The sequence below is a fragment of the Pseudomonas sp. VEM90 genome, assembly GCF_054611535.1.
Genome location: NZ_JBTRAR010000003.1, coordinates 295477 through 318348, shown reverse-complemented (window position 1 = coordinate 318348; position 22872 = coordinate 295477). Strand labels below are relative to the sequence as shown.

Genomic DNA, 22872 nt, shown 5'->3' with positions numbered 1-22872 from the left:
AATCGCGCTAGAATCGGGTCGACCTCGATACAGGACGACCCCGTGACCTCCAGCATTTTCTGGCACGACTATGAAACCACCGGCATCAACCCGCGCTGCGATCGGCCGCTGCAGGTGGCCGGCGTGCGCACTGACTTCGACCTCAACGAGATCGACGAGCCGATCAGCCTTTATTGCCGGCCGTCGGACGACATCCTGCCGCACCCGGCGGCCTGCCTGGTGACAGGTATCACGCCGCAGCTGCTGGCGGAGCAGGGCCTGTGCGAAGCCGAGTTCATGACTCGTGTGCATGCCCAGCTGGCGCAACCGGGCACCTGTGGTGCCGGCTACAACACCCTGCGCTTCGACGATGAAGTGACCCGCTACAGCCTTTACCGCAACTTTTTCGATCCGTATGCCCGTGAATGGCAGGGAGGCAATAGCCGCTGGGACCTGATTGATATTGTGCGCACCGCCTATGCCCTGCGACCGGAAGGCATTCAATGGCCACAACAGGACGGGCGCACCAGCCTGCGTCTGGAGCTGCTGAGCAAGGCCAATGGCATTGACCACGGGCATGCCCACGAAGCGCTTTCCGACGTGCGGGCAACCATTGCCCTGGCCCGCCTGATTCGGCAGAAACAACCCAAGTTATATGACTGGCTGTTTCAGTTGCGCAGCAAGCATAAAGTGATGGAGCAGATCCGTTTGTTGCAGCCACTGGTGCATATATCCGGGCGTTTTTCGGCGGCGCGCAATTACCTGGGGGTCGTATTGCCATTGGCCTGGCACCCGCGTAATCGCAATGCACTGATTGTCTGCGACCTGCATCAGGAAACCCTACCGTTACTGCGGGAAAGTGCTGAAGTTTTACGTCAGCGCTTGTACACCCGGCATGATGAATTGGCTGAAGGTGAATTACCGGTACCGCTCAAATTGGTGCAGATCAATCGTTGCCCGGTAGTGGCGCCGCTGTCGGTATTGCGCCCGGTCGATCAACAACGATTGGGCCTGGACTTGACGTTGTTACAGTCGCGCGGCGAACAATTGGCCAGTCAGCAGGGGCAATGGCAGGAAAAGCTGGAACACATCTATGGCAAGGACGAGTTCGCCCCGAGTGAGGACCCGGAACAGCAGTTGTATGATGGTTTTATAGGTGACCGCGACCGGCGCTTATGCGAGCAAGTGCGTGCGCTGGAACCGGCGCAGTTGAGCCATGGCCACTGGATGTTCGATGATTCGCGTTTGCCGGAGCTGTTTTTCCGCTATCGGGCACGTAACTTCCCTGAAACCTTGACCCGCGAAGAGCGGCAACGTTGGTATGGCTTCTGCCAGCAACGCCTGAGCGACCCGCAGTGGGGCGCGCCGAATACCTTGGGCGACTTCGAACGAGCACGCCAGCAAGCCTGGGAGGGCGCCGACGAGGCGGGCAGGCGGGTGTTGGAGGCCTGGCAAATGCATGCTCGACAATTGCAGGAAAACTATTCAATCGGCTGATGGCTGGTAAACAAAAACGCCGGCAATGTGCCGGCGTTTTTGTTGTGCGAAGCAAGAGGGCGTATGCGGATAATCAGTCCAGCAGGGTTGCCCAGCTTTCAACCACGTCGCCGCCCCAAGTGGCTTTCCACTCTTTCAGGGTCTTGTGGTTGCCGCCTTTGGTTTCGATCACTTCACCGTTGTGCGGGTTCTTGTATTGCTTGACCTTGCGCGCACGCTTGGTGCCGGTAGTCTTGACCGAACCACGAGGTGCCTTGCTCAGTTTCGACTCTGGGTCGAGCAGGGCAATCACGTCGCGCAGCGACTTGGAGTACTCGCCCATCAGTGTGCGCAGTTTGCCTTCGAACTCCAGTTCTTTCTTCAGCTTGTCATCCTGCGACAGATTGGCCAGGCGGGCCTGAAGTTCCTTGATGGCTTCTTCGGTAGCGCGGTACTCGTTGATCAGGGACATGGAGTGTTCCTTAATGCGTGTTCAGAAATGTGTGGGCCAATAATAGACAGGCAATACTCGCAAGTAAACATAAGAATGGGCAATTAACTGTTAATTAAGCTGTGACAGCATTTCTCTACGTGAACAAAATTTTACATACGGCCCAGGCGATTCGTCATGTCTGTCAGACAGCGCCCTTGCAGCGTTTCGCGCCTGCATATGCCATCGCGGCAGCGATCAATACTGCGTTTTTTCTGGCGGACCGCTAGAATAGGCGCCTTTGCGAAGTTCTGGAGTCTCATTCATGCGCACCTATCGTCTGGTGATCGCCTGCCCCGACCGTGTAGGCATCGTGGCGAAAGTCAGTAATTTCCTGGCCTTGTACAATGGCTGGATCAACGAAGCCAGCCACCACTCCGATGAGCAGAGCGGTTGGTTCTTCATGCGTCATGAAATCCGCGCTGAGTCGCTGCCGTTCGGTATCGAAGCTTTCCGTGAGGCGTTTGCGCCGATCGCTGAAGAGTTCTCCATGACTTGGCGCATTACCGACTCGGCACAGAAAAAACGTGTGGTGTTGATGGCCAGCCGCGAGTCGCACTGCCTGGCAGACCTGCTGCACCGCTGGCACACCGATGAACTGGACTGCGAGATCCCTTGCGTGATTTCCAACCACAACGACCTGCGCAGCATGGTCGAGTGGCACGGTATTCCGTTCTTCCATGTACCGGTCGACCCTAAGGACAAGGCCCCGGCCTTTGCCGAAGTGTCGCGTCTGGTGCAGGAGCATGCCGCCGACGTCGTGGTACTGGCCCGCTACATGCAGATCCTGCCGCCACAACTGTGCCAGGACTATGCCGAGAAGGTGATCAACATCCATCACAGCTTCCTGCCGTCGTTCGTCGGCGCCAAGCCATACCACCAGGCCGCCCTGCGTGGGGTGAAGCTGATCGGCGCGACGTGCCATTACGTCACCGAAGAGCTGGACGCCGGCCCGATCATCGAGCAGGATGTGGTGCGAGTCAGCCATGCCGACAGCATCGAGGACATGGTCCGCTTTGGCCGTGATGTGGAGAAGATGGTGCTGGCCCGTGGCCTGCGTTATCACCTGGAAGACCGCGTGCTGGTGCATGGTAACAAGACGGTGGTGTTCGACTGACGCCATCGGGCTTGCTGTGAGATTCTGGGTTGCTGTGCAGCCCCGTCGCGACAGGGGCGCAAAGCGCCCCGGCAATCTTGGGTGAAACGCTAATGGCCAGGCAACGCAACAACCCCGCCGCCTCACCTCCACCGACCCTTGGCGAAGGCTGCCTGGCCCGCTACGACCCTGAAGCCCTGGATGACACGGATGGCACCGACTTCCCCGGCGCCGCCGAACTCTGGCAGCAGCTCAACCCGCCTGACGCCGCCAGCGTTCCAGCAGCGGACGCCCCAGCAGGCAGACAAACACCGGCCCCCCAGCCAGCAGATAAAAGTAGTAAGTAACCGCCCGCCATATCAGGATTGCCGCAGCGGCGGTCGAACTGCCCACCAAGGGTGTCAACAGGCTGGCCGACGTCAGCTCGGCGGCCCCGGCCCCACCAGGCAGCAGGCTGAATTGGCCGGCGCTGAGCGACAGCATCTGCACCAGGAAGCTGGGAATCCACTGCAGGTCTACCCCCAAGCCTCGCAGCACCAGGTACAGCACGCTGTAGCGCAGCCCCCAGTGGGCGCAGGTCAGGGTGAACACCAGGCTCAGCGTGCGCTTGGGCAGGCGCCAGGTCTGCGCCAGTGCTGCGACGAAGTGCAGCAGTTTGCGCGCCCAGCGACGTTTGCGCGGGTGGCCCATCCCCATGCGCTGCAACAGCCTGCCGTTCATGCGCATTATCGGGCGCCGGTAGCGCAACAGCCCGATCACCCCGGCCAACGCTGTGCACAGCAGTAACGCACTGCCAAGCAACATGCTTTCCTGACTGCGACCCAGGCTGTGGAACAGCGCGTAGCCGGCAATTGCCAGCATTGCGCAGAAGAAGAACACCAGGTCGTTCAACTGGTCCATGGCAAAGACGGCGCCGCTGCGCGCCGGGCAGATGCGGTCTCGCGCCAGCAGGGCCATCAGGGTAAGCGGCCCACCACTACCGCCAGGGGTGGTGCAGATGGCAAACTCGGTGGCCATGACAACGCCCAGGCTGCGAGCATGGCTCAACTGTTTCGCCTGCTCACCCAGCAACAGGCGCAGGCGCAGCGCATTGATGACCCAGCACAACAGAATCATGCCTAGCAGCATGATCATCAGGTGCGGGTCGAACCGGCTCAGCCTCGGCAGCAGTTCGCTACCACCCAGCAACGCTGGCACCAGTGCTGCACCCAGCAATGCCAGCGCCAGCCAGGCCCAGCGCTTCATGCGGCCCCCTGGCGCTCCAGCCAGGCGGATTTGGTCAGCGGTTCACGGCCCTCCTTGAGCAGTTTTTCCAGCGTGCGCAGCCAATAGTCGCGGGATGAGCGATGACGCATGTCTACAGGGTGCAGTCCCATGCGCAACGTGCTTGCACCCCGCCAGCGCTGGCATTGCCAGTCGCAGAGCGTGCGGGACAGTTTGCGACGCCATGCGCTCCGGGCGCTCCAGACCAGGCCTGGCGCATCAATGGCCGTAAAGTCCGGCAAGCGGTACAGATGCTGCGGTGTGCTGGTGTATTTCAGTGGCAGGCGGCACAGCGCTTGCCGTGTGCCCTGGCTCATGAGCCAGGCTGGTGCGACAAACCCTGCCACCGGCCAACCTTGGCCCTCGAACAGTGCCAGGCCCTCCTGTAGGCGGGCCAGCGCTTCGGCCTCATCAAGGCTGTAGAACTCGCCTTCATGCGTATAGATGCGCCGCATGAAGTAGTCGACGGGGCTGCGCGGTGTGGGTCCTTCGTCAGCATGGGCATAGCCATGAAGTGCCAGCTCGTCGCCTTTGGCCAGGCGTGCATCCAGGAGGCGGCAGAACGTAGGTGCCCGGTGCAGCGGATTACGCCGATGGAAGTCCGGGACCACCAGCCATGTCATTGGCACGTTGCCCAGCGCGTCCACGGCCTCTACGAACGGTTCATAGTCCGGCCAGGTTTCCGGGGCAACATCATGCAACACCAGCATGAGGCTGCGCTGGCTCGTGGAGGGCTCAAGCATGGGCGCGCACCTGTGGCTGGTGGCCGAGCACGGCCTGGTAGTGCTGCAGCAGGCCAGCCACCACGTTGTCCCATGAATAATGTTGCTCTACATGGTGACGGGCCTGCACACCGAGCTCGCGTACACCTGCCTCGAACGCCTCGCGCACGGCTGACGCCATGGCCCGACCATCGTTGGGCATGCACAGGCGGCCGCACTGTTCGTTGATGATTTCAGGGAACGCACCGGCGCGCACGGCCACCACGGGCGTGGCGCTGGCCATCGCTTCGAGAATGACCAGGCCGAATGTTTCCTGGTCGCCAGCATGCACCAGCAAGTCGGCGCTGGCCATCAGCCGGGCCACCTCTGCAGCCGGGCAGAAGTGATCGATGACGCTGACGTTGTGCGGCACGCTGGCCGGCATGTTCGAGCCTACCAGTAACAGGTGGTAGGGGGCGCCGAGTTGCTGCATGCAGTCAAGCAGCACCGGCAGGTTCTTTTCCCGCGAGCCGCGGCCGGCAAAGATCAACAGGCGGCTGGTGTCGGCAATGCCCAGTTCGGCACGTACATGTGGGTCGCGCCGGGCGGGGTGGAAAGTGGCAAGGTCAACGCCCAGTGGCTGCACATGGACATCGCGCACGCCCAAACGGCGTAATTTGTCGGCCATCACCTGGCTGGGGGCCAGTACCCGGTCAAAATTGCCGTATAGCTTGCTGACGTAGGCCTCGACATTGGGGGCGAACCAGTTGCCCATGCGGTTGCTGACGAGTAACGGCAGGTCGGAATGGTAGAAACCGATCACTGGTACGTCGAGTTGGCGCCGTGCTTCCAGCGCCGCCCAGGCGGTCAGGTAGGGGTCGCCGACTTCGATCAGGTCGGGCTTGAGCGTGCGCAGTGTGTTGCACCAGGGGGCCAGGCGTACCGGAAAGCGGTAGCCTTTGCCAAACGGCAAGGGCGGCGCAGGCACCTGGTAGATGCCATCGGCGTGTTGGGCGCTGGCACCGGGAATCAACAGGCTGTGGCGTACGCCATGAATGGCGTCGAGACGGTGATGTTTGGCATCAAGATAGGTACGTACGCCACCGCTGGCCGGGGCGTAGAACATGGTGATGTCGGCGATGTGCACGATCAGCATCCCTCCGGGATCGTCTTCGGGTCTGTCATCCAGCGTCGAATTGCCGGCGATGACACGCCTAAAGATGGACCTATCAGAAGGATAGTTTGTTCGATCAGTTTGAGAGGGGGAAATGCGCAGTGCCTGGCGCAGCAAGAAGGCTGCGCCAGGCGAAGGTGTAGCAGCTATCAGATACGGAAGCTGCCCACCAGGTGCTTCAGGCGGCCAGCCTGCTGCTCGAGGTCGGAGCACGCGCGCAGGGTCGCTTGCAGGTTCTCCACGCCTTCCTGGTTGAGCATGTTGATCTCGCTGATGTCCATGTTGATCGCCTCGACCACGGCGGTCTGCTCCTCGGTGGCAGTGGCCACTGACTGGTTCATGCCATCGATCTCGCCAATGCGCACGGTAACGCTGTCCAGTCGCTCACCCGCCTGGTTGGCGATCTGCATGCTGTCCTGGCTGTGGCGCTGGCTCTGGTCCATGGTATCGACCGACTCGCGGGCACCGACCTGCAGCTCTTCGATCATGGTTTGCACTTGCTGCGCCGATTCCTGGGTGCGGTGCGCGAGGTTGCGCACCTCGTCGGCGACCACGGCAAAGCCACGCCCGGCCTCACCGGCGCGGGCTGCCTCGATGGCAGCATTCAGCGCCAGCAGGTTGGTCTGCTGGGAAATGCTGGTGATCACTTCGAGGATCTGGCCGATATTCACGGTCTTGCTGTTCAGTGTTTCGATGTGCGCGCTGGATGTAACGATCAGGTCGGACAGGCGGTTCATCGCGGCAATGTTGCGCTCGACCACTTGCTGGCCTTCTTCTGCCAGCAGGCGCGCGGAGGTTGCGTGCTGCGAAGCCTGGGCGGCGTTGCCGGCAATTTCCTGAGCTGCAGCTCCCAGTTCGTTGATGGCGGCAGCGACACTGTTGGTGCGGTTCGACTGCTCGTCGGAGTTGGTCATCGACGAGTTCGAAGCACTGATCACCCGCAGGGCCACTTCGTTGACCTGTTCGGTGGCCGAGGACACTTCTCGAATGCTGCTGTGAATGCGTTCGACGAAGCGGTTGAAGGCGTTGCCGAGGACACCGAACTCGTCGTGGTTGTGGATGTGCAGGCGCTTGGTAAGGTCGCCTTCACCTTCGGCAATGTCTTCCATGGCGCGGGTCATGGTGTGCAGCGGTTGCATCAACACGCGGATCAGCAAGCCGAGCAGGCCGATGATGATCACCACCGCCACTACCGTGGCGATCACCGCAGAGGTGCGGAAGGTGCTGAGCATCGAGAAGGCCTTGTCCTTGTCCACCGAAAGACCGATGTACCAGTTCGCCGACGGCAGGCCGGTGATCGGGCTGAAGGTCAGCAGGCGGGTCTGGCCATCGCTTTGCACTTCGGTCAGCTCACCGGTCAGTTTCGGCGTGTGCTGCGGGAACAGGTCCGACAACGACTTCATGACCAGATCTTTATCGGGGTGCACCAGGATCTTGCCCTGGTCGTTGACCAGGAAGGCGTACCCCATGCCGCCGAAGTTCAGCGAGTTGATGATCTGCACCAGGCCGTCCAGGGCCAGGTCGCCGCCGACCACGCCAACGCTGCTGGAGACCTTGTTGAGGATGCCAATGACCATCTTGTTGGTGGTCATATCGATGTAAGGTTCGGTCAGGGTCGCGCCGCTGGCGTTCATGCCGTCCTTGTACCAAGGGCGGGTGCGCGGGTCGTAGCCGTCGGGCATCTTCGCGTCCGGGCGCACGCTGAAACCGCCGTCGACTTTGCCCAGGTAGACCGTGAGGAAGCTGGAGGTCAGCGCATTCTGGCCCATCAGGGTTTCGGCGCTGGCCGGGTCCTGGGCAATGTTCTGCGCCAGGTTCTCCACCAGTTTTATCCGGCCCTCGAACAGGTTGCGAATATTGGTCGACGTGGAGGTGCCCATTTCAGCCAGATAGTTTTCCAGGTCCTCGCGAATCGCATTACGCTGGAGGTAATCGTTGTAGAGGGTGAAAAGGCTGAAGGCGAGGATCACGATCAGTGATGCCGCCAAAAGAATCTTGTGGCTGAAACGAAGGCTTTTGTTCATGGGCGTAATCGGTTCCGCTAAGGTTCTATATCAGGCGTTCGCACGAGTGGAGCCGTAGGTTGTGCAACATCCCGAGAAGTCCCCTTTCGGTTGTTCCTCTCTATTAAGGCGAATATCACCCACAGGTATCGGCCGAATTAAGCTAAAGCTTGAGCAGAGGATTAAAAAGATGTCGGAATATTCGACCATCGTTGTAGGAGCGGGGCCGGATGGCCAGCCAGTCGGGCAAGCGATGCGCCTGGCCAACCGCCACGGTCTGGTGGCTGGCGCAACCGGTACCGGCAAGACCGTCACCCTGCAGCACTTGGCGGAGGTGTTCAGCGACGCAGGGGTGGCGGTGTTCGCCGCCGATGTCAAAGGCGACCTCTGTGGTTTGGGGGCTGCCGGTGCGCCACAGGGTAAGGTGGCTGAGCGTATCGCCGGCATGCCGTGGCTGGGGCATACGCCCCGGGCCTATCCGGTGAGCTTGTGGGATATCGAGGGGCAGTCTGGCCACCCGCTGCGCACCACCCTCAGTGAAATGGGGCCGTTGCTGCTGGGCAACTTGCTGGAACTGACCGACAGCCAGCAGGCTGCGCTATATGCAGCATTCAAGGTGGCCGACCGCGAAGGCCTGCTGCTGCTGGACCTCAAAGACCTCAAAGCCCTGCTGGCGCATCTGAAGGACAACCCGCAGCTGCTCGGCGAAGACAGCGCGCTGATGACCACGGCTTCCACCCAGGCCTTGTTGCGCCGGCTCGCTACTTTGGAGCAGCAGGGCGCCGAGGCACTGTTCGGCGAGCCGGCATTGCAACTGGAGGATCTGCTGCGCACTGATCCGGATGGCCGTGGGCGTATCCACCTGCTCGATGCCAGCCGATTGGTGCACGAAGCACCTAAGGTATACGCGACGTTTCTGTTGTGGCTGCTGGCCGAACTGTTCGAGCAGTTGCCCGAGCGCGGTGATGCCGACAAGCCGGTGCTGGCGCTGTTCTTCGATGAAGCACACTTGCTGTTCAACGGCACGCCCAAGGCCTTGCAGGACCGTCTTGAGCAAGTGGTCCGGCTGATCCGCTCCAAGGGAGTGGGGGTCTATTTCGTTACCCAATCGCCGGGAGACTTGCCCGACGCGGTGCTGGCCCAGTTGGGCTTGCGCATTCAGCACGGCTTGCGGGCGTTCACTGCCAAGGAGCAGAAGTCGCTGCGGGCGGTAGCCGATGGTTTCCGCCCCAACCCGGCGTTCGACACCCTGGCAGTGCTGACCGAACTGGGTATTGGCGAAGCGCTGGTGGGTACATTGGAGGAAAAGGGGACGCCGGCCATCGTGCAGAGGGTGTTGGTTGCACCGCCGCAGTCGCGTATAGGGCCGCTGAGCGCGACTGAGCGCAGTGCGCTGATTGCCGCTTCGCCATTGGCGGGGCGCTATGACAAACCGGTGGACCGTGAGTCTGCCTATGAAATGCTGAGCCAGCGTAAGGGCGAGCCAGTGGAACCGGCGCCACAACCGAAGGCGGATGAAGAGAGTTTTGCCGACAAGGCTGGCGAATTCTTGCAGAGTGCAGCGGGGCAGGCGATCAAGTCGGCAGTGCGCCAGGCAGCTAACCAGTTGGGGCGGCAGTTGGTGCGCGGGTTGATGGGATCGTTGTTAGGGAGCAAGAAAAGGTAGTCTTCCTGCGCCGCCCCATGCCTTCAGGAGCGCAAGGCTGCTTCGGCAAAGAACAGGGCGGCACAGGAGCAACGGCTATGAAAAAGGCGCCCGGAGGCGCCTTCATTCATCGCGGTGTCACTCAGCCAATGGCTTTGGACGCCAGCCAGAACAGGCCGGCCGCCAGGCCCATCGAGGCAGGCAGGGTCAGGACCCATGCCAGCAGGATGGTCTTCACAGTACCGCCTTGCAGGCCACTTTTGTTGGCGACCATGGTGCCGGCCACGCCGGACGACAGCACATGGGTAGTCGACACCGGCAGGGAGAATACGTTGGCCATGCCGATGGCGCAGGCTGCGGTGATCTGGGCCGACATGCCTTGTGCATAGGTCATGCCTTGCTTGCCGATCTTCTCGCCTACGGTCAACACGACGCGCTTCCAGCCAACCATGGTGCCCAGGCCAAGGGCCAGGGCAACGGCCACGATCACCCAGAACGGGGCGTATTCGGTAGTGGCGGTGAGGTCTTTGCGCAGTTTTTCAAGGTCGGACTTTTCACGAGCATCCAGGCCTGGCAGCTTGCCAACCTTCTTCGCGGTGTCATCCAGGCACAACAGGTAGCGGCGTACTTCAACGCGCTTATCGGCATCGAGGCTGTGGTAGTCCGTCACGCCCTTCAGCGAGGTCTGCAGCGCAGCGATGGTCGGCTCGGTCTGCTGAGGGTTGCAGCTGAACTGCTCCGGCAGGTCGCTGGCCTTGGCCTTGCCCAGTGCCAGGAACTCGCCCAGGGTGGCGGCGTTGCGCTGGTAGAACTGGCTCATGTGCAGCGTGGCGTCGCGAGTACGCTCGATCTGGTAGGTAGTGCTGTTCAGGTCGAGTACGAACTTGGCCGGGACAATACCGATCAGCACCAGCATGATCAGGCCGATGCCTTTCTGGCCGTCGTTGGAGCCGTGCACGAAGCTCACACCCATGGCGGAAACCACCAGGACCAGACGGTTCCAGAAGGGCGGGTGCTTCTTGTCGTCGAGCTTGCGGCGCTGTTCCGGGGTCTTGTGCATCTTCGACAGCGGGCGCCACCATTTCAGGCCGATCAGCACCAGGGCAGCAACGGCGAAGCCGGCCATTGGCGAGACCACCAGCGACATGGCGATATCGATCGCTTTCTGCCAGTTGACGCCGTCGCCCAGCGGAATGTCGTTGATCAGGGCGTTGGCCAGGCCGACGCCGAGAATGGAGCCGATCAGCGTGTGCGAACTGGAGGCGGGGATGCCAAAGTACCAAGTGCCCAGGTTCCAGGTGATGGCCGCGGCCAGCAACGAGAAGACCATGGCCAGGCCGTGTCCGGTGTTCACATTGATCAGCAGCTCTACCGGCAACAGGTGCACGATGGCATAGGCCACCCCTACACCGCCGAGCAGAACGCCAAGGAAGTTGAACACGCCGGAGAAGAACACGGCGAGGTGCGGTGGCATGGCTTTGGTATAGATGACGGTAGCTACCGCGTTGGCGGTGTCATGAAAGCCATTGATGAACTCGAAGGCGAGTACGAAGGTCAAGGCGAGCAGCAGGCTCACCAACACCCAGGCATCCAGTCCGCTGAATAAATCGATCATGAAGGTTGTCTGGCGGGTCATAGGGGGGCGGGATTATGCCAGAAAACCTTTGCAATCGATGCACTTGCAACAGACAGATGACAGCCTTCATGGTGCAAGCGTGTCGTGCAGAGGGGGGCGTTTAGTGGGGTAAATGGCGGCTAAAAGTCGAAAATCATGGCGAAAAATGGCCTAAATGTTGAGAAATGTCCATTTTGCAGAATTTCAAACGGCCGTATGAAATTTGTGTAATTCCATTTCATCATCGGCCAGACAGTAAAGATCGACCTCGCCCGGGCTGACCGGGCGACGACGCGCAGGGGCCCCGAGACTCAGGGGTTGTCGCTGCGCAGTTCTTTTTCGATGCGTTCCAGTTCCTGGCTGAAGGCCTGGTCGCGAACGCTGGCACGCTTGCGCCAGGGTTTGCGTTCCGGATCCGGTTGTGCGGCGTAAGTGGTGACTTCGCCACCATAAACATCCTTGTAACGTTCAGCCTGGCGCTCGAGTTCCGCGCGCAGTTCATCTTTCGTCACGTGCAGTACCTGAAAAAAAGTGTAATGACTGTTGTCATGCATTGTGCCACATGCATATTGCCTTGCTGGCCGCAACGGCTTGATAAAGCGGAAGGTTCTATGACCACGGTAAGCGGAGGGCCTGCGCAATCGATTATAGCAACCGATAATTCGCCGAACATCGTTAATTTACTCAACCCTGACATCATCTGGCGTAACTAGCAGGATGTGCCCGCGAACAGTTGGGACCTTTCGTACAAGTTTGAAAGGATTGACAGATAGAAGTTCGCTGCATTGTCAGGGCAGGGCGTAATGAAAAACGGCCTCGCCCGAAAAGGCGAGGCCGTTGCCTGGGGACTTCTACGGTGGGTACCTGACCAGTCTCTCCAAAGAAGCCACAAGTGGCATGGGAAAGGTATAAGCAAACGTGTCGGCGGTCAATTGCGATTATCGGCCGTTTGTTCGATAATCGCACGAACCGGTGTTTTTTTTGAGGTGTGCGATGAGTGACGAAACCCTGGACAATGATTCCGGCAGTGCGGAAGTGGCGCGACCTGCTTCGGCTGCCATGGCGCCGCCGATCGTGGCTTCCCCGGCCAAGCGCATCCAGGCCTTTACCGGTGACCCTGACTTCATGACCTCTCTGGCACGTGGCCTGGCCGTGATCCAGGCATTCCAGGAGCGCAAGCGTCACCTGACCATCGCCCAGATCAGCCACCGTACCGAAATCCCTCGCGCAGCCGTGCGCCGGTGCCTGCACACGTTGATCAAGCTGGGTTACGCCACCACCGACGGGCGTACCTATTCGCTGCTGCCCAAAGTGCTGACCCTGGGGCATGCCTACCTGTCGTCGACGCCGCTGGCAATTTCTGCCCAGCCGTACCTGGATCGCATCAGCGACCAGTTGCATGAGGCGGCCAACATGGCCACCCTCGAAGGTGACGACATCCTTTATATAGCCCGCTCGGCCACGGTCGAGCGGCTGATCTCGGTCGATCTGTCGGTGGGTGGGCGCCTGCCGGCCTATTGCACGTCGATGGGGCGCATTCTGCTGGCGGCCATGGACGACACCAGCCTGCGTGAGTACCTGGAACGTGCCGACCTCAAGGCGCGCACCAGCCGTACCCTGAATGACCCTGAGTCGTTGTTTGCCTGCATCCAGCAGGTGCGCGCCCAAGGCTGGTGCGTGGTGGACCAGGAACTGGAACAGGGGCTGCGATCGATTGCAGTGCCGGTGTACGACGCTTCGGGGCAGGTGTTGGCTGCGTTGAATGTAAGTACCCATGTCGGGCGGGTGACCCGCAGTGAGCTGGAGCAGCGGTTCTTGCCGATTTTGCTGGCAGCCAGCCGGGACCTTTGCCATCAGTTGTTTGGTTGAGACCGCAGGGAGCACTTTGCGGCCCCGGATCAGAACAGGCAAAACCGTTTCTTGTGCGATAAACGCACAGTGTCGTGCCGGGTGAATTGCGTCACCCCGGCCCGCTGATTAATGTCTCTCGCAACGGTCGGCTAGCCGACCGAACAAGAAAAACACAAGAGGCACTTACGCATGAATACTGTCATCTCGCTGCTGCGGCCGCACCCGCATGCAGTACCGTTGTATCCAGGCTGACCCAGGCCATATACCCCAATCATCGCCCTTGTACCGGTTGCCCGCGTGCAATGGCCTGACTGTGCCCCACATTCTGGATAACAATAATGAACCAAGCGCAAACCAACGTCGGCAAAAGCCTCGACGTTCAGTCGTTCATCAATCAGCAGCCGCTGTCCCGCTATCAGTGGCGGGTCGTGCTGCTGTGCTTCCTGATCGTCTTCCTCGATGGCCTGGACACCGCTGCCATGGGTTTCATCGCCCCGGCACTGTCGCAAGAGTGGGGGATCGATCGCGCCAGCCTTGGGCCGGTCATGAGTGCCGCGTTGATCGGCATGGTATTTGGCGCCCTGGGGTCCGGGCCGCTGGCTGACCGTTTTGGCCGCAAAGGCGTGCTGGTGGTGGCCGTGCTGGTGTTCGGTGGCTTCAGCCTGGCCTCGGCCTATGCCTCCAACGTCGACCAGTTGCTGGTGCTGCGTTTTCTGACTGGTCTGGGGCTGGGTGCAGGCATGCCCAACGCCACCACGCTGTTGTCCGAATACACCCCGGAGCGCCTCAAGTCGCTGCTGGTGACCAGCATGTTCTGTGGCTTCAACCTGGGCATGGCGGGTGGTGGCTTCATTTCCGCCAAGATGATCCCGGCCTACGGCTGGCACAGCCTGCTGGTCATCGGTGGCGTGCTGCCGTTGCTGCTGGCGCTGGTGCTGATGGTCTGGCTGCCGGAGTCGGCGCGGTTCCTGGTGGTGCGCAACCGCGGCACCGACAAGGTGCGCAAGACCTTGTCGCCAATCGCGCCGCAAGTGGTGGCCGAGGCAGGCAGTTTCAGCGTGCCGGAGCAAAAGGCGGTGGCTGCACGCAACGTGTTCGCGGTGATCTTCTCTGGCACGTACGGTTTGGGTACCGTGCTGCTGTGGCTGACCTATTTCATGGGTCTGGTGATTGTCTACCTCTTGACCAGCTGGCTGCCAACCCTGATGCGTGACAGTGGTGCGAGCATGGAACAAGCCGCATTCATTGGCGCGCTGTTCCAGTTTGGCGGAGTGCTAAGTGCAGTCGGCGTGGGTTGGGCCATGGACCGTTTCAATCCGCACAAGGTGATCGGCATTTTCTATCTGCTGGCCGGGGTGTTCGCCTACGCAGTGGGGCAGAGCCTGGGCAACATCACCGTGTTAGCCACGCTGGTACTCGTCGCCGGTATGTGCGTGAACGGTGCGCAGTCGGCAATGCCATCGCTGGCGGCACGCTTCTATCCCACCCAGGGCCGGGCCACGGGTGTATCGTGGATGCTGGGTATTGGCCGCTTTGGTGCGATTCTCGGGGCCTGGAGTGGCGCCACGCTGCTGGGCCTGGGCTGGAACTTCGAACAGGTGCTGACGGCGTTGCTGGTGCCGGCGGCGCTGGCGACCGTGGGTGTGGTCGTCAAGGGGCTGGTCAGCCACGCTGACGCGACCTGAGGGCAAGGGCCGCGTTGCGGCCCATTTGCAGCACAAGGCTGCTCCGGCAGAGCGGCGTTGTGCTGCGATCAGGGCGCACAGCTGCCCTGGATAGCCGCGCAACAAATGGTTCGTTAATCGCACAGATAGTCGATTATCGGATTGTAAGGTACCTACCAGTCTCCTTAATCTGGGTTCACCGAAGCACCCTGACCAGGAGCCTCCAAATGCCACGCGCAGACCATTTCCGAACCCACCCCAATCGAGCTGTCCACCATGTGTGACCTCGACGCCCGTACCGCCGCGGCCCATGGCCAGCTGGCAGGAGAAGCCTGATGCACGACGTATTCATCTGTGATGCCATCCGTACCCCGATCGGCCGCTTCGGCGGCGCCCTGGCCAGCGTACGGGCCGACGACCTGGCAGCCGTGCCGCTGAAGGCGCTGGTAGAGCGCAACCCAGGCGTGCAGTGGGACCAGGTAGACGAAGTGTTCTTTGGTTGCGCCAACCAGGCCGGTGAAGACAACCGCAACGTCGCCCGCATGGCGTTGCTGCTGGCCGGCCTGCCGGAAAGCATCCCGGGCGTCACCCTGAACCGCCTGTGTGCATCGGGCATGGATGCCATCGGCACCGCTTTCCGCGCCATCGCCAGCGGCGAGATGGAACTGGTGATTGCGGGTGGCGTCGAGTCGATGTCGCGCGCTCCGTTCGTCATGGGCAAGGCTGAAAGCGCCTATTCGCGCAACATGAAGCTGGAAGACACCACCATTGGCTGGCGTTTCATCAACCCGCTGATGAAGAGCCAGTATGGTGTGGATTCAATGCCGGAAACCGCCGACAACGTGGCTGACGACTATCAGGTTTCGCGTGCTGACCAGGACGCGTTCGCCCTGCGCAGTCAGCAGAAGGCTGCCGCTGCGCAGGCTGCCGGCTTCTTCGCCGAAGAAATTGTGCCGGTGCGTATCGTTCACAAGAAGGGCGAAATCATCGTCGAACGTGACGAACACCTGCGCCCGGAAACCACGCTGGAGGCGCTGACCAAGCTCAAACCGGTCAACGGCCCGGACAAGACGGTCACCGCCGGCAACGCCTCGGGCGTGAACGACGGTGCTGCGGCGATGATCCTGGCCTCGGCCGCAGCGGTGAAGAAACACGGCCTGACCCCGCGTGCCCGCGTTCTGGGCATGGCCAGCGGCGGCGTTGCTCCACGTGTCATGGGCATTGGCCCGGTGCCGGCGGTGCGCAAGCTGACCGAGCGTCTGGGGGTGGCGGTAAGTGATTTCGACGTGATCGAGCTTAACGAAGCGTTTGCCAGCCAAGGCCTGGCAGTGCTACGTGAACTGGGTGTCGCTGACGATGCGCCACAGGTAAACCCTAATGGCGGCGCCATTGCCCTGGGCCACCCGCTGGGCATGAGCGGTGCGCGCCTGGTGCTGACTGCGCTGCACCAGTTGGAGAAGAGTGGTGGGCGTAAAGGCCTGGCGACCATGTGTGTGGGTGTCGGCCAAGGTCTGGCGCTGGCCATCGAGCGGGTTTGACCTGTACCGGCCTCTTCGCGTGCAAGCCAGCTCCCACAGGGATCCACGCAATCCCCTGTGGGGGCTGGCTTGCCCACGAAGAGGCCTGTCCTGTGAGACATAAGGCCAATTGCCAGCCAGATAGCGGAACGAGTGTGTTACCAGGTATGTCTAGATTTACCTGGTACCCACCAGGAGTAAAACCCTCATGACCTCAACCTATTACACCGGCGAAGAGCGCAGCTCGCGCATCTTCGCTATTGTCGGTGCCTCGTCAGGCAACCTGGTGGAATGGTTCGATTTCTACGTCTACGCCTTCTGCGCGATCTACTTCGCCCCAGCCTTCTTCCCCTCCGACGACCCCACCGTGCAACTGTTGAACACGGCGGGTGTATTTGCCGCAGGCTTCCTGATGCGCCCCATTGGTGGCTGGATCTTCGGCCGTCTCGCCGACCGTCATGGTCGCAAGAATTCCCTGATGATCTCGGTGCTGATGATGTGCTTCGGCTCCCTGATGATCGCCTGCCTGCCCACCTATGCCAGCATCGGCACCTGGGCCCCGGCGCTGCTATTGCTGGCCCGGCTGATCCAGGGCCTGTCGGTAGGAGGCGAATACGGCACCACGGCCACCTACATGAGTGAAGTGGCCCTGCGTGGGCAGCGTGGTTTCTTTGCTTCGTTCCAGTACGTCACCCTGATCGGCGGCCAGTTGCTGGCGGTACTGGTCGTGGTGATCCTGCAACAGCTGCTGACTGAAGATGAACTGCGGGCCTGGGGCTGGCGCATTCCCTTCGTGGTGGGGGCCATCGCCGCCCTGATCTCGCTGATGCTACGCCGTTCGCTGCACGAGACCAGTAGCGCCGAAGCCCGTAATGACAAGGATGCAGGTTCGATCGGTGGCCTGTTCCGCAATCACGCAGCGGCGTTCATCACGGTGCTTGGCTACACCGCTGGTGGCTCGCTGATTTTCTATACTTTCACCACCTATATGCAGAAGTACCTGGTCAACACTGCGGGCATGACAGCCAAGAACGCCAGCTACGTGATGACCGGGGCGTTGTTTCTGTTCATGGTGGTGCAGCCGTTCTTCGGCATGTTGTCCGACCGCATCGGTCGGCGCAATTCGATGCTGCTGTTCGGTGCGCTGGGTACCCTGTGCACAGTGCCGCTGCTGATGGCACTGAAAACCGTGACCAGCCCGATCATGGCCTTCGTGCTGATCAGCCTGGCCCTGTGTATCGTCAGTTTCTACACCTCGATCAGCGGTCTGGTGAAGGCTGAGATGTTCCCGCCACAGGTGCGGGCACTGGGTGTGGGCCTGGCCTATGCGGTGGCCAACGCAGCATTCGGCGGTTCGGCCGAGTATGTGGCCTTGGGCCTGAAAAGCCTCGGGATGGAAAACACTTTCTACTGGTACGTGACGGCGATGATGGCGATTGCCTTCCTGTTCAGCCTGCGCCTGCCGAAGCAGGCGGCGTATCTGCACCATGATGATTAAGGACGCTGCATGAGCAACCAACTGTTCGACGCCTATTTCACCGCGCCGGCCATGCGCGAGATTTTCTCCGACCGTGGCCGCCTGCAGGGCATGCTGGATTTCGAAGCAGCGCTTGCCCGTGCCGAAGCCTCTACCGGTTTGGTCCCGCACAGCGCGGTGGCGGCCATCGAGGCGGCCTGCCAGGCCGAGCGCTATGACGTTGGCGCGCTGGCCAATGCCATTGCCACCGCGGGTAACTCGGCAATTCCGTTGGTGAAAGCGTTGGGCAAGGTGATCGCCACTGGCGTGCCTGAAGCTGAGCGCTATGTGCACCTCGGGGCCACCAGCCAGGATGCGATGGACACCGGTCTGGTTCTGCAGTTGCGCGATGCTCTGGACTTGATCGAGGCCGACCTCGGCAAGCTGGCTGATACCCTGTCGCAGCAGGCGTTGAAGCATGCCGATACGCCACTGGTGGGGCGTACCTGGTTGCAGCATGCTACCCCGGTGACCCTGGGCATGAAGCTGGCCGGTGTACTGGGCGCTTTGACCCGCCACCGTCAGCGCCTGCAGGAATTGCGCCCGCGCCTGCTGGTCCTGCAATTCGGCGGTGCCTCGGGCAGCCTGGCGGCCTTGGGCAGCAAGGCGATGCCGGTGGCCGAAGCGCTGGCCGAACAGCTCAAGCTGTCCCTGCCCGAACAGCCCTGGCACACCCAGCGTGACCGCCTGGTGGAGTTTGCCTCGGTACTGGGCCTGGTTGCCGGCAGCCTGGGTAAGTTCGGTCGCGATATCAGCCTGCTGATGCAAACCGAGGCGGGGGAGGTGTTTGAGCCTTCTGCGCCGGGTAAAGGTGGTTCTTCGACCATGCCACACAAGCGCAATCCGGTGGGGGCCGCCGTATTGATCGGTGCCGCAACCCGCGTGCCGGGTCTGCTGTCGACGCTGTTCGCGGCCATGCCCCAGGAGCACGAACGCAGCCTGGGCCTATGGCATGCCGAGTGGGAAACCCTGCCGGATATCTGCTGCCTGGTCTCTGGCGCCCTGCGCCAGGCTCAAATGATTGCCGAGGGCATGGAGGTGGATGCCGCGCGCATGCGCCGTAACCTCGACCTGACACAAGGTCTGGTGCTGGCCGAAGCGGTGAGCATCGTCCTTGCCCAGCGGCTGGGGCGCGACCGTGCCCACCACCTGCTGGAACAATGCTGCCAGCGCGCGGTGGCCGAACAGCGGCACTTGCGTGCCGTGCTGGGTGACGAACCGCAGGTCAGCGCCGAGCTGTCTGGCGAAGAACTCGATCGCCTGCTCGACCCTGCCCATTATCTGGGCCAGGCCCGCGTCTGGGTGGCGCGCGCCGTATCCGAACATCAACGTTTTACTGCCTGAAGGAGACTGCTGTGGCGCACTTGCAACTGGCCGATGGCGTTTTGAATTACCAGATCGATGGCCCGGAAGACGCCCCGGTGCTGGTCCTGTCCAACTCGCTGGGTACCGACCTGGGCATGTGGGACACCCAGATTCCGCTCTGGAGCCAGCACTTCCGGGTGCTGCGCTACGACACCCGCGGTCACGGTGCATCGCTGGTCACTGAAGGCCCTTACAGCATCGAACAGCTGGGCCGAGACGTGCTGGCCCTGCTCGATGGTCTGGACATCCAGAAAGCTCACTTCGTCGGCCTGTCGATGGGTGGCCTGATCGGCCAGTGGCTGGGCATCAATGCAGGTGAGCGCCTGCGCAGCCTGACCCTGTGCAACACGGCCGCCAAGATCGCCAACGACGAGGTGTGGAACACCCGTATCGACACTGTGCTCAAAGGTGGCCAGCAGGCCATGGTCGACCTGCGCGATGCCTCCATCGCCCGCTGGTTCACCCCAGGTTTTGCCCAGGCACAGTCGGAGCAAGCTCAGCGTATCTGCCAGATGCTGGCGCAAACCAGCCCGCAAGGCTATGCCGGCAACTGCGCAGCGGTACGTGACGCTGATTATCGTGAGCAACTGGGCCGCATCCAGGTGCCCGCGCTGATCGTTGCCGGTACTGAAGACGTAGTGACCACCCCTGTGCATGGCCGCTTCATGCAGGCCGGTATCCAAGGTGCCGAGTACGTCGACTTCCCGGCGGCGCACCTGTCCAACGTCGAGGTTGGCGAGGCCTTCAGCCGCCGCGTGCTCGATTTCCTGCTGGCTCACTGAGGACAACGCCATGGACGAGAAACAACGTTACGACGCTGGCATGCAAGTGCGCCGCGCAGTGCTGGGCGATGCCCATGTGGACCGCAGCCTGGAGAAGCTCAACGACTTCAATGGCGAGTTTCAGGAAATGATCACCCGCCACGCCTGGGGTGACATCTGGACCCGCCCGGGGCTGCCGCGTCATACCCGCAGCCTGATCACCATCGCCATGCTGATCGGCATGAACCGCAACGACGAGCTGAAGCTGCACCTGCGTGCGGCGGCCAACAATGGCGTGACCCGCGACGAGATCAAGGAAGTGCTGATGCAGAGCGCGATCTACTGCGGCATTCCGGCGGCCAATGCCACGTTCCACCTGGCTGAGTCGGTGTGGGATGAACTTGGCGTAGAGTCGCGCCAGTAAATCGTGTTCGCGGGCAAGCTCCTTGCCACAGGTCCTGCATAACCCTGCAGACCTGTGGCAGGGAGCTTGCCCGCAATGGCCCTTACACCGACGCCTTTTTCTCCCGCATGGCAACCGGGCCGGCTTTGGTTTCCACGGCATGCTTCAGTGTCGGGCGCAGGCCCAGCATGAACGCAGCTTCCGCCACCACGAACAATGGCCCGATGATCAGGCCGCTCACATCGTCGACAAATGCCGGTTTGCGGCCTTCGTAGTAGTGGCCGATGAACTGGATGATCCAGCCCACCACGAACGCCCCCAGCCCGGCGCCGAGCCATAGTGTTGTCGACTGCACTGCCAGCGCCTCACCGACCCACAGGCACAGGCCCAGCAACAGCCCCATCACCAGCCCGAAGCGCAGGTCCAGGCGCAGGTAGAACCACACCGACGCCGCCGCTGCCAGCAGGGCGGGGGACAGCCAGATGCCAGCTATCTCCCAGCCTGGACGTGACAGCAGGATGGTGACTGCCAGCACGATCATGGGGATGCCGATGAAGTGGGTGAAGATGTTGCGCGGGTCGCGGTGATAGTTGGCGTATTGGCTCAGGTGGTCGACGAGGGTTTTCATTGTTGTGCCTCCCTGTTCAGCTTGGTTTCACCTGTAGCGGATAGTGATCAGGATAGCCTGCAGTCGCCACTATCATCATCTCAGCGAATGGCGGCAGCTCGCACTGGCAAATTCATGGCAGGGTTTTATTCAGCTGTAGCAAATCATGCCCTCAAAGAAGGTGCATGAATGTTTATAGCTTTAGGTCACTTGAGGGGCATCTGGCCTCTTCGCGTGTTCATCCGCGAAGAGGCCATTCGATTCACAGAAGGTTCAGCGGGTAACTCACAATCAAGCGATTCTCATCGAACGCGTTGGTGCTGAAGTCGCGACGCATGGTCGAGTTGCGCCATTTCACCGACAGGTCCTTGAAGCTGCCCGACTGCACCACATAGGCCAGCTCTGTTTCCCGCGCCCATTCCTTGCCATCGTCCACGCTGCCCGCGGTGACGTTTTCACCCTTGATATAACGGTTCATCAGGGTCAGGCCGGGTACGCCGACGGCGGCGAAGTTGAAGTCATGGCGAACCTGCCAGGAACGCTCCTTGGCATTGTCGAAGCTTGAATTGTAACTGTCGTTGGCCAGGCTACCGCCACTGGTGCCATTGACCCGCATCCAGGCGTCATCGCCGCTGACCTTCTGCAGGCCAACGTAAAAAGTGTGGCCTTGGTAGCGCGCTGAAAGCAGGGCGGAGGCGGTGCGGTTGTCCAGCTTGCCGGCACGTTCGGCGCCATCTTCCTTGCCGATGAAGTAGCCCAGGTTGGCGCCCAGCGTCCAGTCGCCCAGCGGCTGGCTGTGCGTCAGGTTGAGGTACTGCTGGCGGTAGATGTCCTTGAGCTGGGCATCCCACAGGCCGATCATGGTGCGCTTGTCGTTGAAGCTGTACTCACCGCCGCCAAAGTTGAAACGGTCGGAGGTGAAGGCAGCTTTGCCGTTGAGCGACATGTCTTCCATGCTGGCATCGTTGCGCGGGCTATTGCCGCGGAACTGGCCGGCGTACAGGGTCAGGCCGGCGATTTCCCTGGAGGTCAGTTGACCACCGCGGAAGGTTTGCGGCAACGAGCGACCATCGTCTGAACGCAGGATTGGCAGTACCGGCATCCATTCACCGACTTTCAGCTCGGTTTCGGACAGCTTGGCTTTCAGCGCCACACCCAGCCTGCCGAAGTCATCGGCCGGGCGCCCGTCGTCATGCACAGGTAGCAAGTGAGTGTTGGTGGTGCCTCTGCCGCCGTCGAGCTTGACCGAGTACAGCCCCAGTACGTCCACGCCGAAGCCGACCGTACCCTGGGTGAAACCGGAGCGGGCATCAAGGATGAAGCTTTGCGTCCATTCCTCGGCCTTGCCCTGTGGGTGGGCCGGGTCGACGAAGTTGCGGTTGATGTAGAAGTTGCGCAGGTTGAGGTTGGCCTTGGCGTCCTCGATGAAACCACCTTCGTTGGCGGCGAACACGGGGAGGGCGCAGGACATGGCCAGCAGGCCGGGCAGCAGCTGGCGTGCGGGTAGCGAAATGCTCATCTGTCGTGAATCTCTTGTTTTTATGGTCGAGCCAGTGCACTGCGGGATCGGGCCTGCAGGTGCGGGTGTTTTTTGATGAACTTGGGCAACGTTGCGTGGGGGGGATGGTGCGGGGTTGTGCGGGGGTGAGGCAATTCGCCGCAAACGGAACGGGGCGATAATCGAACGGAATGTTCTGGTTGGTTAATAAGTCTCCTGTGCTGGCCTCTTCGCGGGTAAACCCGCTC

General features: G+C 61.3%; 19 protein-coding genes and 3 pseudogenes. 12 read left to right on the top strand and 10 right to left on the bottom strand.

Annotation, left to right across the window (positions count from 1 at the left end):
• Positions 1-42 precede the first annotated feature (42 nt).
• Complete coding sequence (gene sbcB / locus ACYCCG_RS05605) at positions 43-1476, top strand: exodeoxyribonuclease I (protein WP_209963702.1); 1434 nt, start codon at positions 43-45, stop codon at positions 1474-1476.
• 73 nt (positions 1477-1549) lie between these two features.
• On the opposite strand, the gene mvaT is transcribed toward sbcB, so the two are convergent.
• Positions 1550-1927, bottom strand: a complete 378-nt coding sequence (gene mvaT, locus ACYCCG_RS05600) for a histone-like nucleoid-structuring protein MvaT (protein ID WP_176682633.1) — start codon at positions 1925-1927, stop codon at positions 1550-1552.
• Positions 1928-2210: 283 nt separating this feature from the next.
• Between mvaT and purU the strand changes: the two genes are divergently transcribed.
• Together purU and ACYCCG_RS05590 are read left to right on the top strand one after the other, a co-directional pair.
• Complete coding sequence (purU, locus tag ACYCCG_RS05595; protein ID WP_023378897.1) at positions 2211-3062, top strand: formyltetrahydrofolate deformylase; 852 nt, start codon at positions 2211-2213, stop codon at positions 3060-3062.
• 92 nt (positions 3063-3154) lie between these two features.
• Complete coding sequence (locus ACYCCG_RS05590) at positions 3155-3388, top strand: hypothetical protein (RefSeq protein WP_245354948.1); 234 nt, start codon at positions 3155-3157, stop codon at positions 3386-3388.
• On the opposite strand, the gene ACYCCG_RS05585 is transcribed toward ACYCCG_RS05590, so the two are convergent.
• From ACYCCG_RS05585 to ACYCCG_RS05565, 5 genes and pseudogenes are all read right to left on the bottom strand, one after another.
• Positions 3294-4286: a lysylphosphatidylglycerol synthase transmembrane domain-containing protein gene (locus ACYCCG_RS05585; protein ID WP_209963704.1), complete on the bottom strand. Its 993-nt coding sequence runs from the start codon at positions 4284-4286 to the stop codon at positions 3294-3296. The genes ACYCCG_RS05590 and ACYCCG_RS05585 overlap by 95 nt on opposite strands.
• The gene (locus tag ACYCCG_RS05580) at positions 4283-5047 is read right to left on the bottom strand and encodes a DUF2334 domain-containing protein (protein WP_459669670.1); all 765 of its coding nucleotides are present in this window, start codon (positions 5045-5047) and stop codon (positions 4283-4285) included. The genes ACYCCG_RS05585 and ACYCCG_RS05580 overlap by 4 nt, the downstream gene beginning before the upstream one ends.
• A complete protein-coding gene (locus ACYCCG_RS05575; protein ID WP_209963709.1) occupies positions 5040-6161 on the bottom strand; it encodes a glycosyltransferase family 4 protein in 1122 nt (373 codons plus the stop codon). The genes ACYCCG_RS05580 and ACYCCG_RS05575 overlap by 8 nt, the downstream gene beginning before the upstream one ends.
• Before the next feature lie 167 nt (positions 6162-6328).
• A pseudogene (locus ACYCCG_RS05570) lies at positions 6329-6925 on the bottom strand (methyl-accepting chemotaxis protein); the annotation flags it as partial.
• A gap of 261 nt (positions 6926-7186) precedes the next feature.
• A pseudogene (locus ACYCCG_RS05565) lies at positions 7187-8203 on the bottom strand (cache domain-containing protein); the annotation flags it as partial.
• Between the two features lie 169 nt (positions 8204-8372).
• Here ACYCCG_RS05565 and ACYCCG_RS05560 point away from each other — a divergent pair.
• On the top strand, positions 8373-9848 hold the full coding sequence (locus ACYCCG_RS05560; protein ID WP_176682638.1) for a helicase HerA-like domain-containing protein: 1476 nt from the start codon (positions 8373-8375) through the stop codon (positions 9846-9848).
• 121 nt (positions 9849-9969) lie between these two features.
• On the opposite strand, the gene ACYCCG_RS05555 is transcribed toward ACYCCG_RS05560, so the two are convergent.
• Positions 9970-11442, bottom strand: coding sequence for an inorganic phosphate transporter (locus tag ACYCCG_RS05555; protein WP_252459893.1), 1473 nt, complete (start codon positions 11440-11442; stop codon positions 9970-9972).
• 311 nt (positions 11443-11753) lie between these two features.
• A complete protein-coding gene (locus ACYCCG_RS05550) occupies positions 11754-11954 on the bottom strand; it encodes a hypothetical protein (protein WP_003251937.1) in 201 nt (66 codons plus the stop codon).
• Positions 11955-12435: 481 nt separating this feature from the next.
• Between ACYCCG_RS05550 and pcaR the strand changes: the two genes are divergently transcribed.
• The 8 genes and pseudogenes from pcaR (at position 12436) to pcaC (ending at position 20540) form a co-directional block, all read left to right on the top strand.
• On the top strand, positions 12436-13311 hold the full coding sequence (pcaR, locus tag ACYCCG_RS05545) for a pca regulon transcriptional regulator PcaR (RefSeq protein WP_404701500.1): 876 nt from the start codon (positions 12436-12438) through the stop codon (positions 13309-13311).
• Between the two features lie 320 nt (positions 13312-13631).
• Complete coding sequence (locus ACYCCG_RS05540; protein ID WP_459669668.1) at positions 13632-14978, top strand: aromatic acid/H+ symport family MFS transporter; 1347 nt, start codon at positions 13632-13634, stop codon at positions 14976-14978.
• A gap of 219 nt (positions 14979-15197) precedes the next feature.
• Positions 15198-15293 (top strand): annotated as a pseudogene (locus tag ACYCCG_RS05535) (CoA-transferase subunit beta); the annotation flags it as partial.
• The gene (pcaF, locus tag ACYCCG_RS05530) at positions 15290-16495 is read left to right on the top strand and encodes a 3-oxoadipyl-CoA thiolase (RefSeq protein ID WP_176682793.1); all 1206 of its coding nucleotides are present in this window, start codon (positions 15290-15292) and stop codon (positions 16493-16495) included. The pseudogene ACYCCG_RS05535 and the gene pcaF, both read left to right, overlap by 4 nt.
• Before the next feature lie 187 nt (positions 16496-16682).
• On the top strand, positions 16683-17972 hold the full coding sequence (locus ACYCCG_RS05525; protein ID WP_176682640.1) for an MFS family transporter: 1290 nt from the start codon (positions 16683-16685) through the stop codon (positions 17970-17972).
• A gap of 9 nt (positions 17973-17981) precedes the next feature.
• The gene (locus ACYCCG_RS05520) at positions 17982-19334 is read left to right on the top strand and encodes a 3-carboxy-cis,cis-muconate cycloisomerase (protein ID WP_392460430.1); all 1353 of its coding nucleotides are present in this window, start codon (positions 17982-17984) and stop codon (positions 19332-19334) included.
• 11 nt (positions 19335-19345) lie between these two features.
• The gene (pcaD, locus tag ACYCCG_RS05515; RefSeq protein WP_459669666.1) at positions 19346-20137 is read left to right on the top strand and encodes a 3-oxoadipate enol-lactonase; all 792 of its coding nucleotides are present in this window, start codon (positions 19346-19348) and stop codon (positions 20135-20137) included.
• 10 nt (positions 20138-20147) lie between these two features.
• On the top strand, positions 20148-20540 hold the full coding sequence (gene pcaC, locus ACYCCG_RS05510; RefSeq protein WP_010952489.1) for a 4-carboxymuconolactone decarboxylase: 393 nt from the start codon (positions 20148-20150) through the stop codon (positions 20538-20540).
• Positions 20541-20622: 82 nt separating this feature from the next.
• On the opposite strand, the gene ACYCCG_RS05505 is transcribed toward pcaC, so the two are convergent.
• Positions 20623-21147, bottom strand: a complete 525-nt coding sequence (locus ACYCCG_RS05505; RefSeq protein WP_459669664.1) for an Mpo1 family 2-hydroxy fatty acid dioxygenase — start codon at positions 21145-21147, stop codon at positions 20623-20625.
• Between the two features lie 241 nt (positions 21148-21388).
• On the bottom strand, positions 21389-22645 hold the full coding sequence (locus ACYCCG_RS05500; RefSeq protein ID WP_209963727.1) for an OprD family porin: 1257 nt from the start codon (positions 22643-22645) through the stop codon (positions 21389-21391).
• Positions 22646-22872 lie beyond the last annotated feature (227 nt).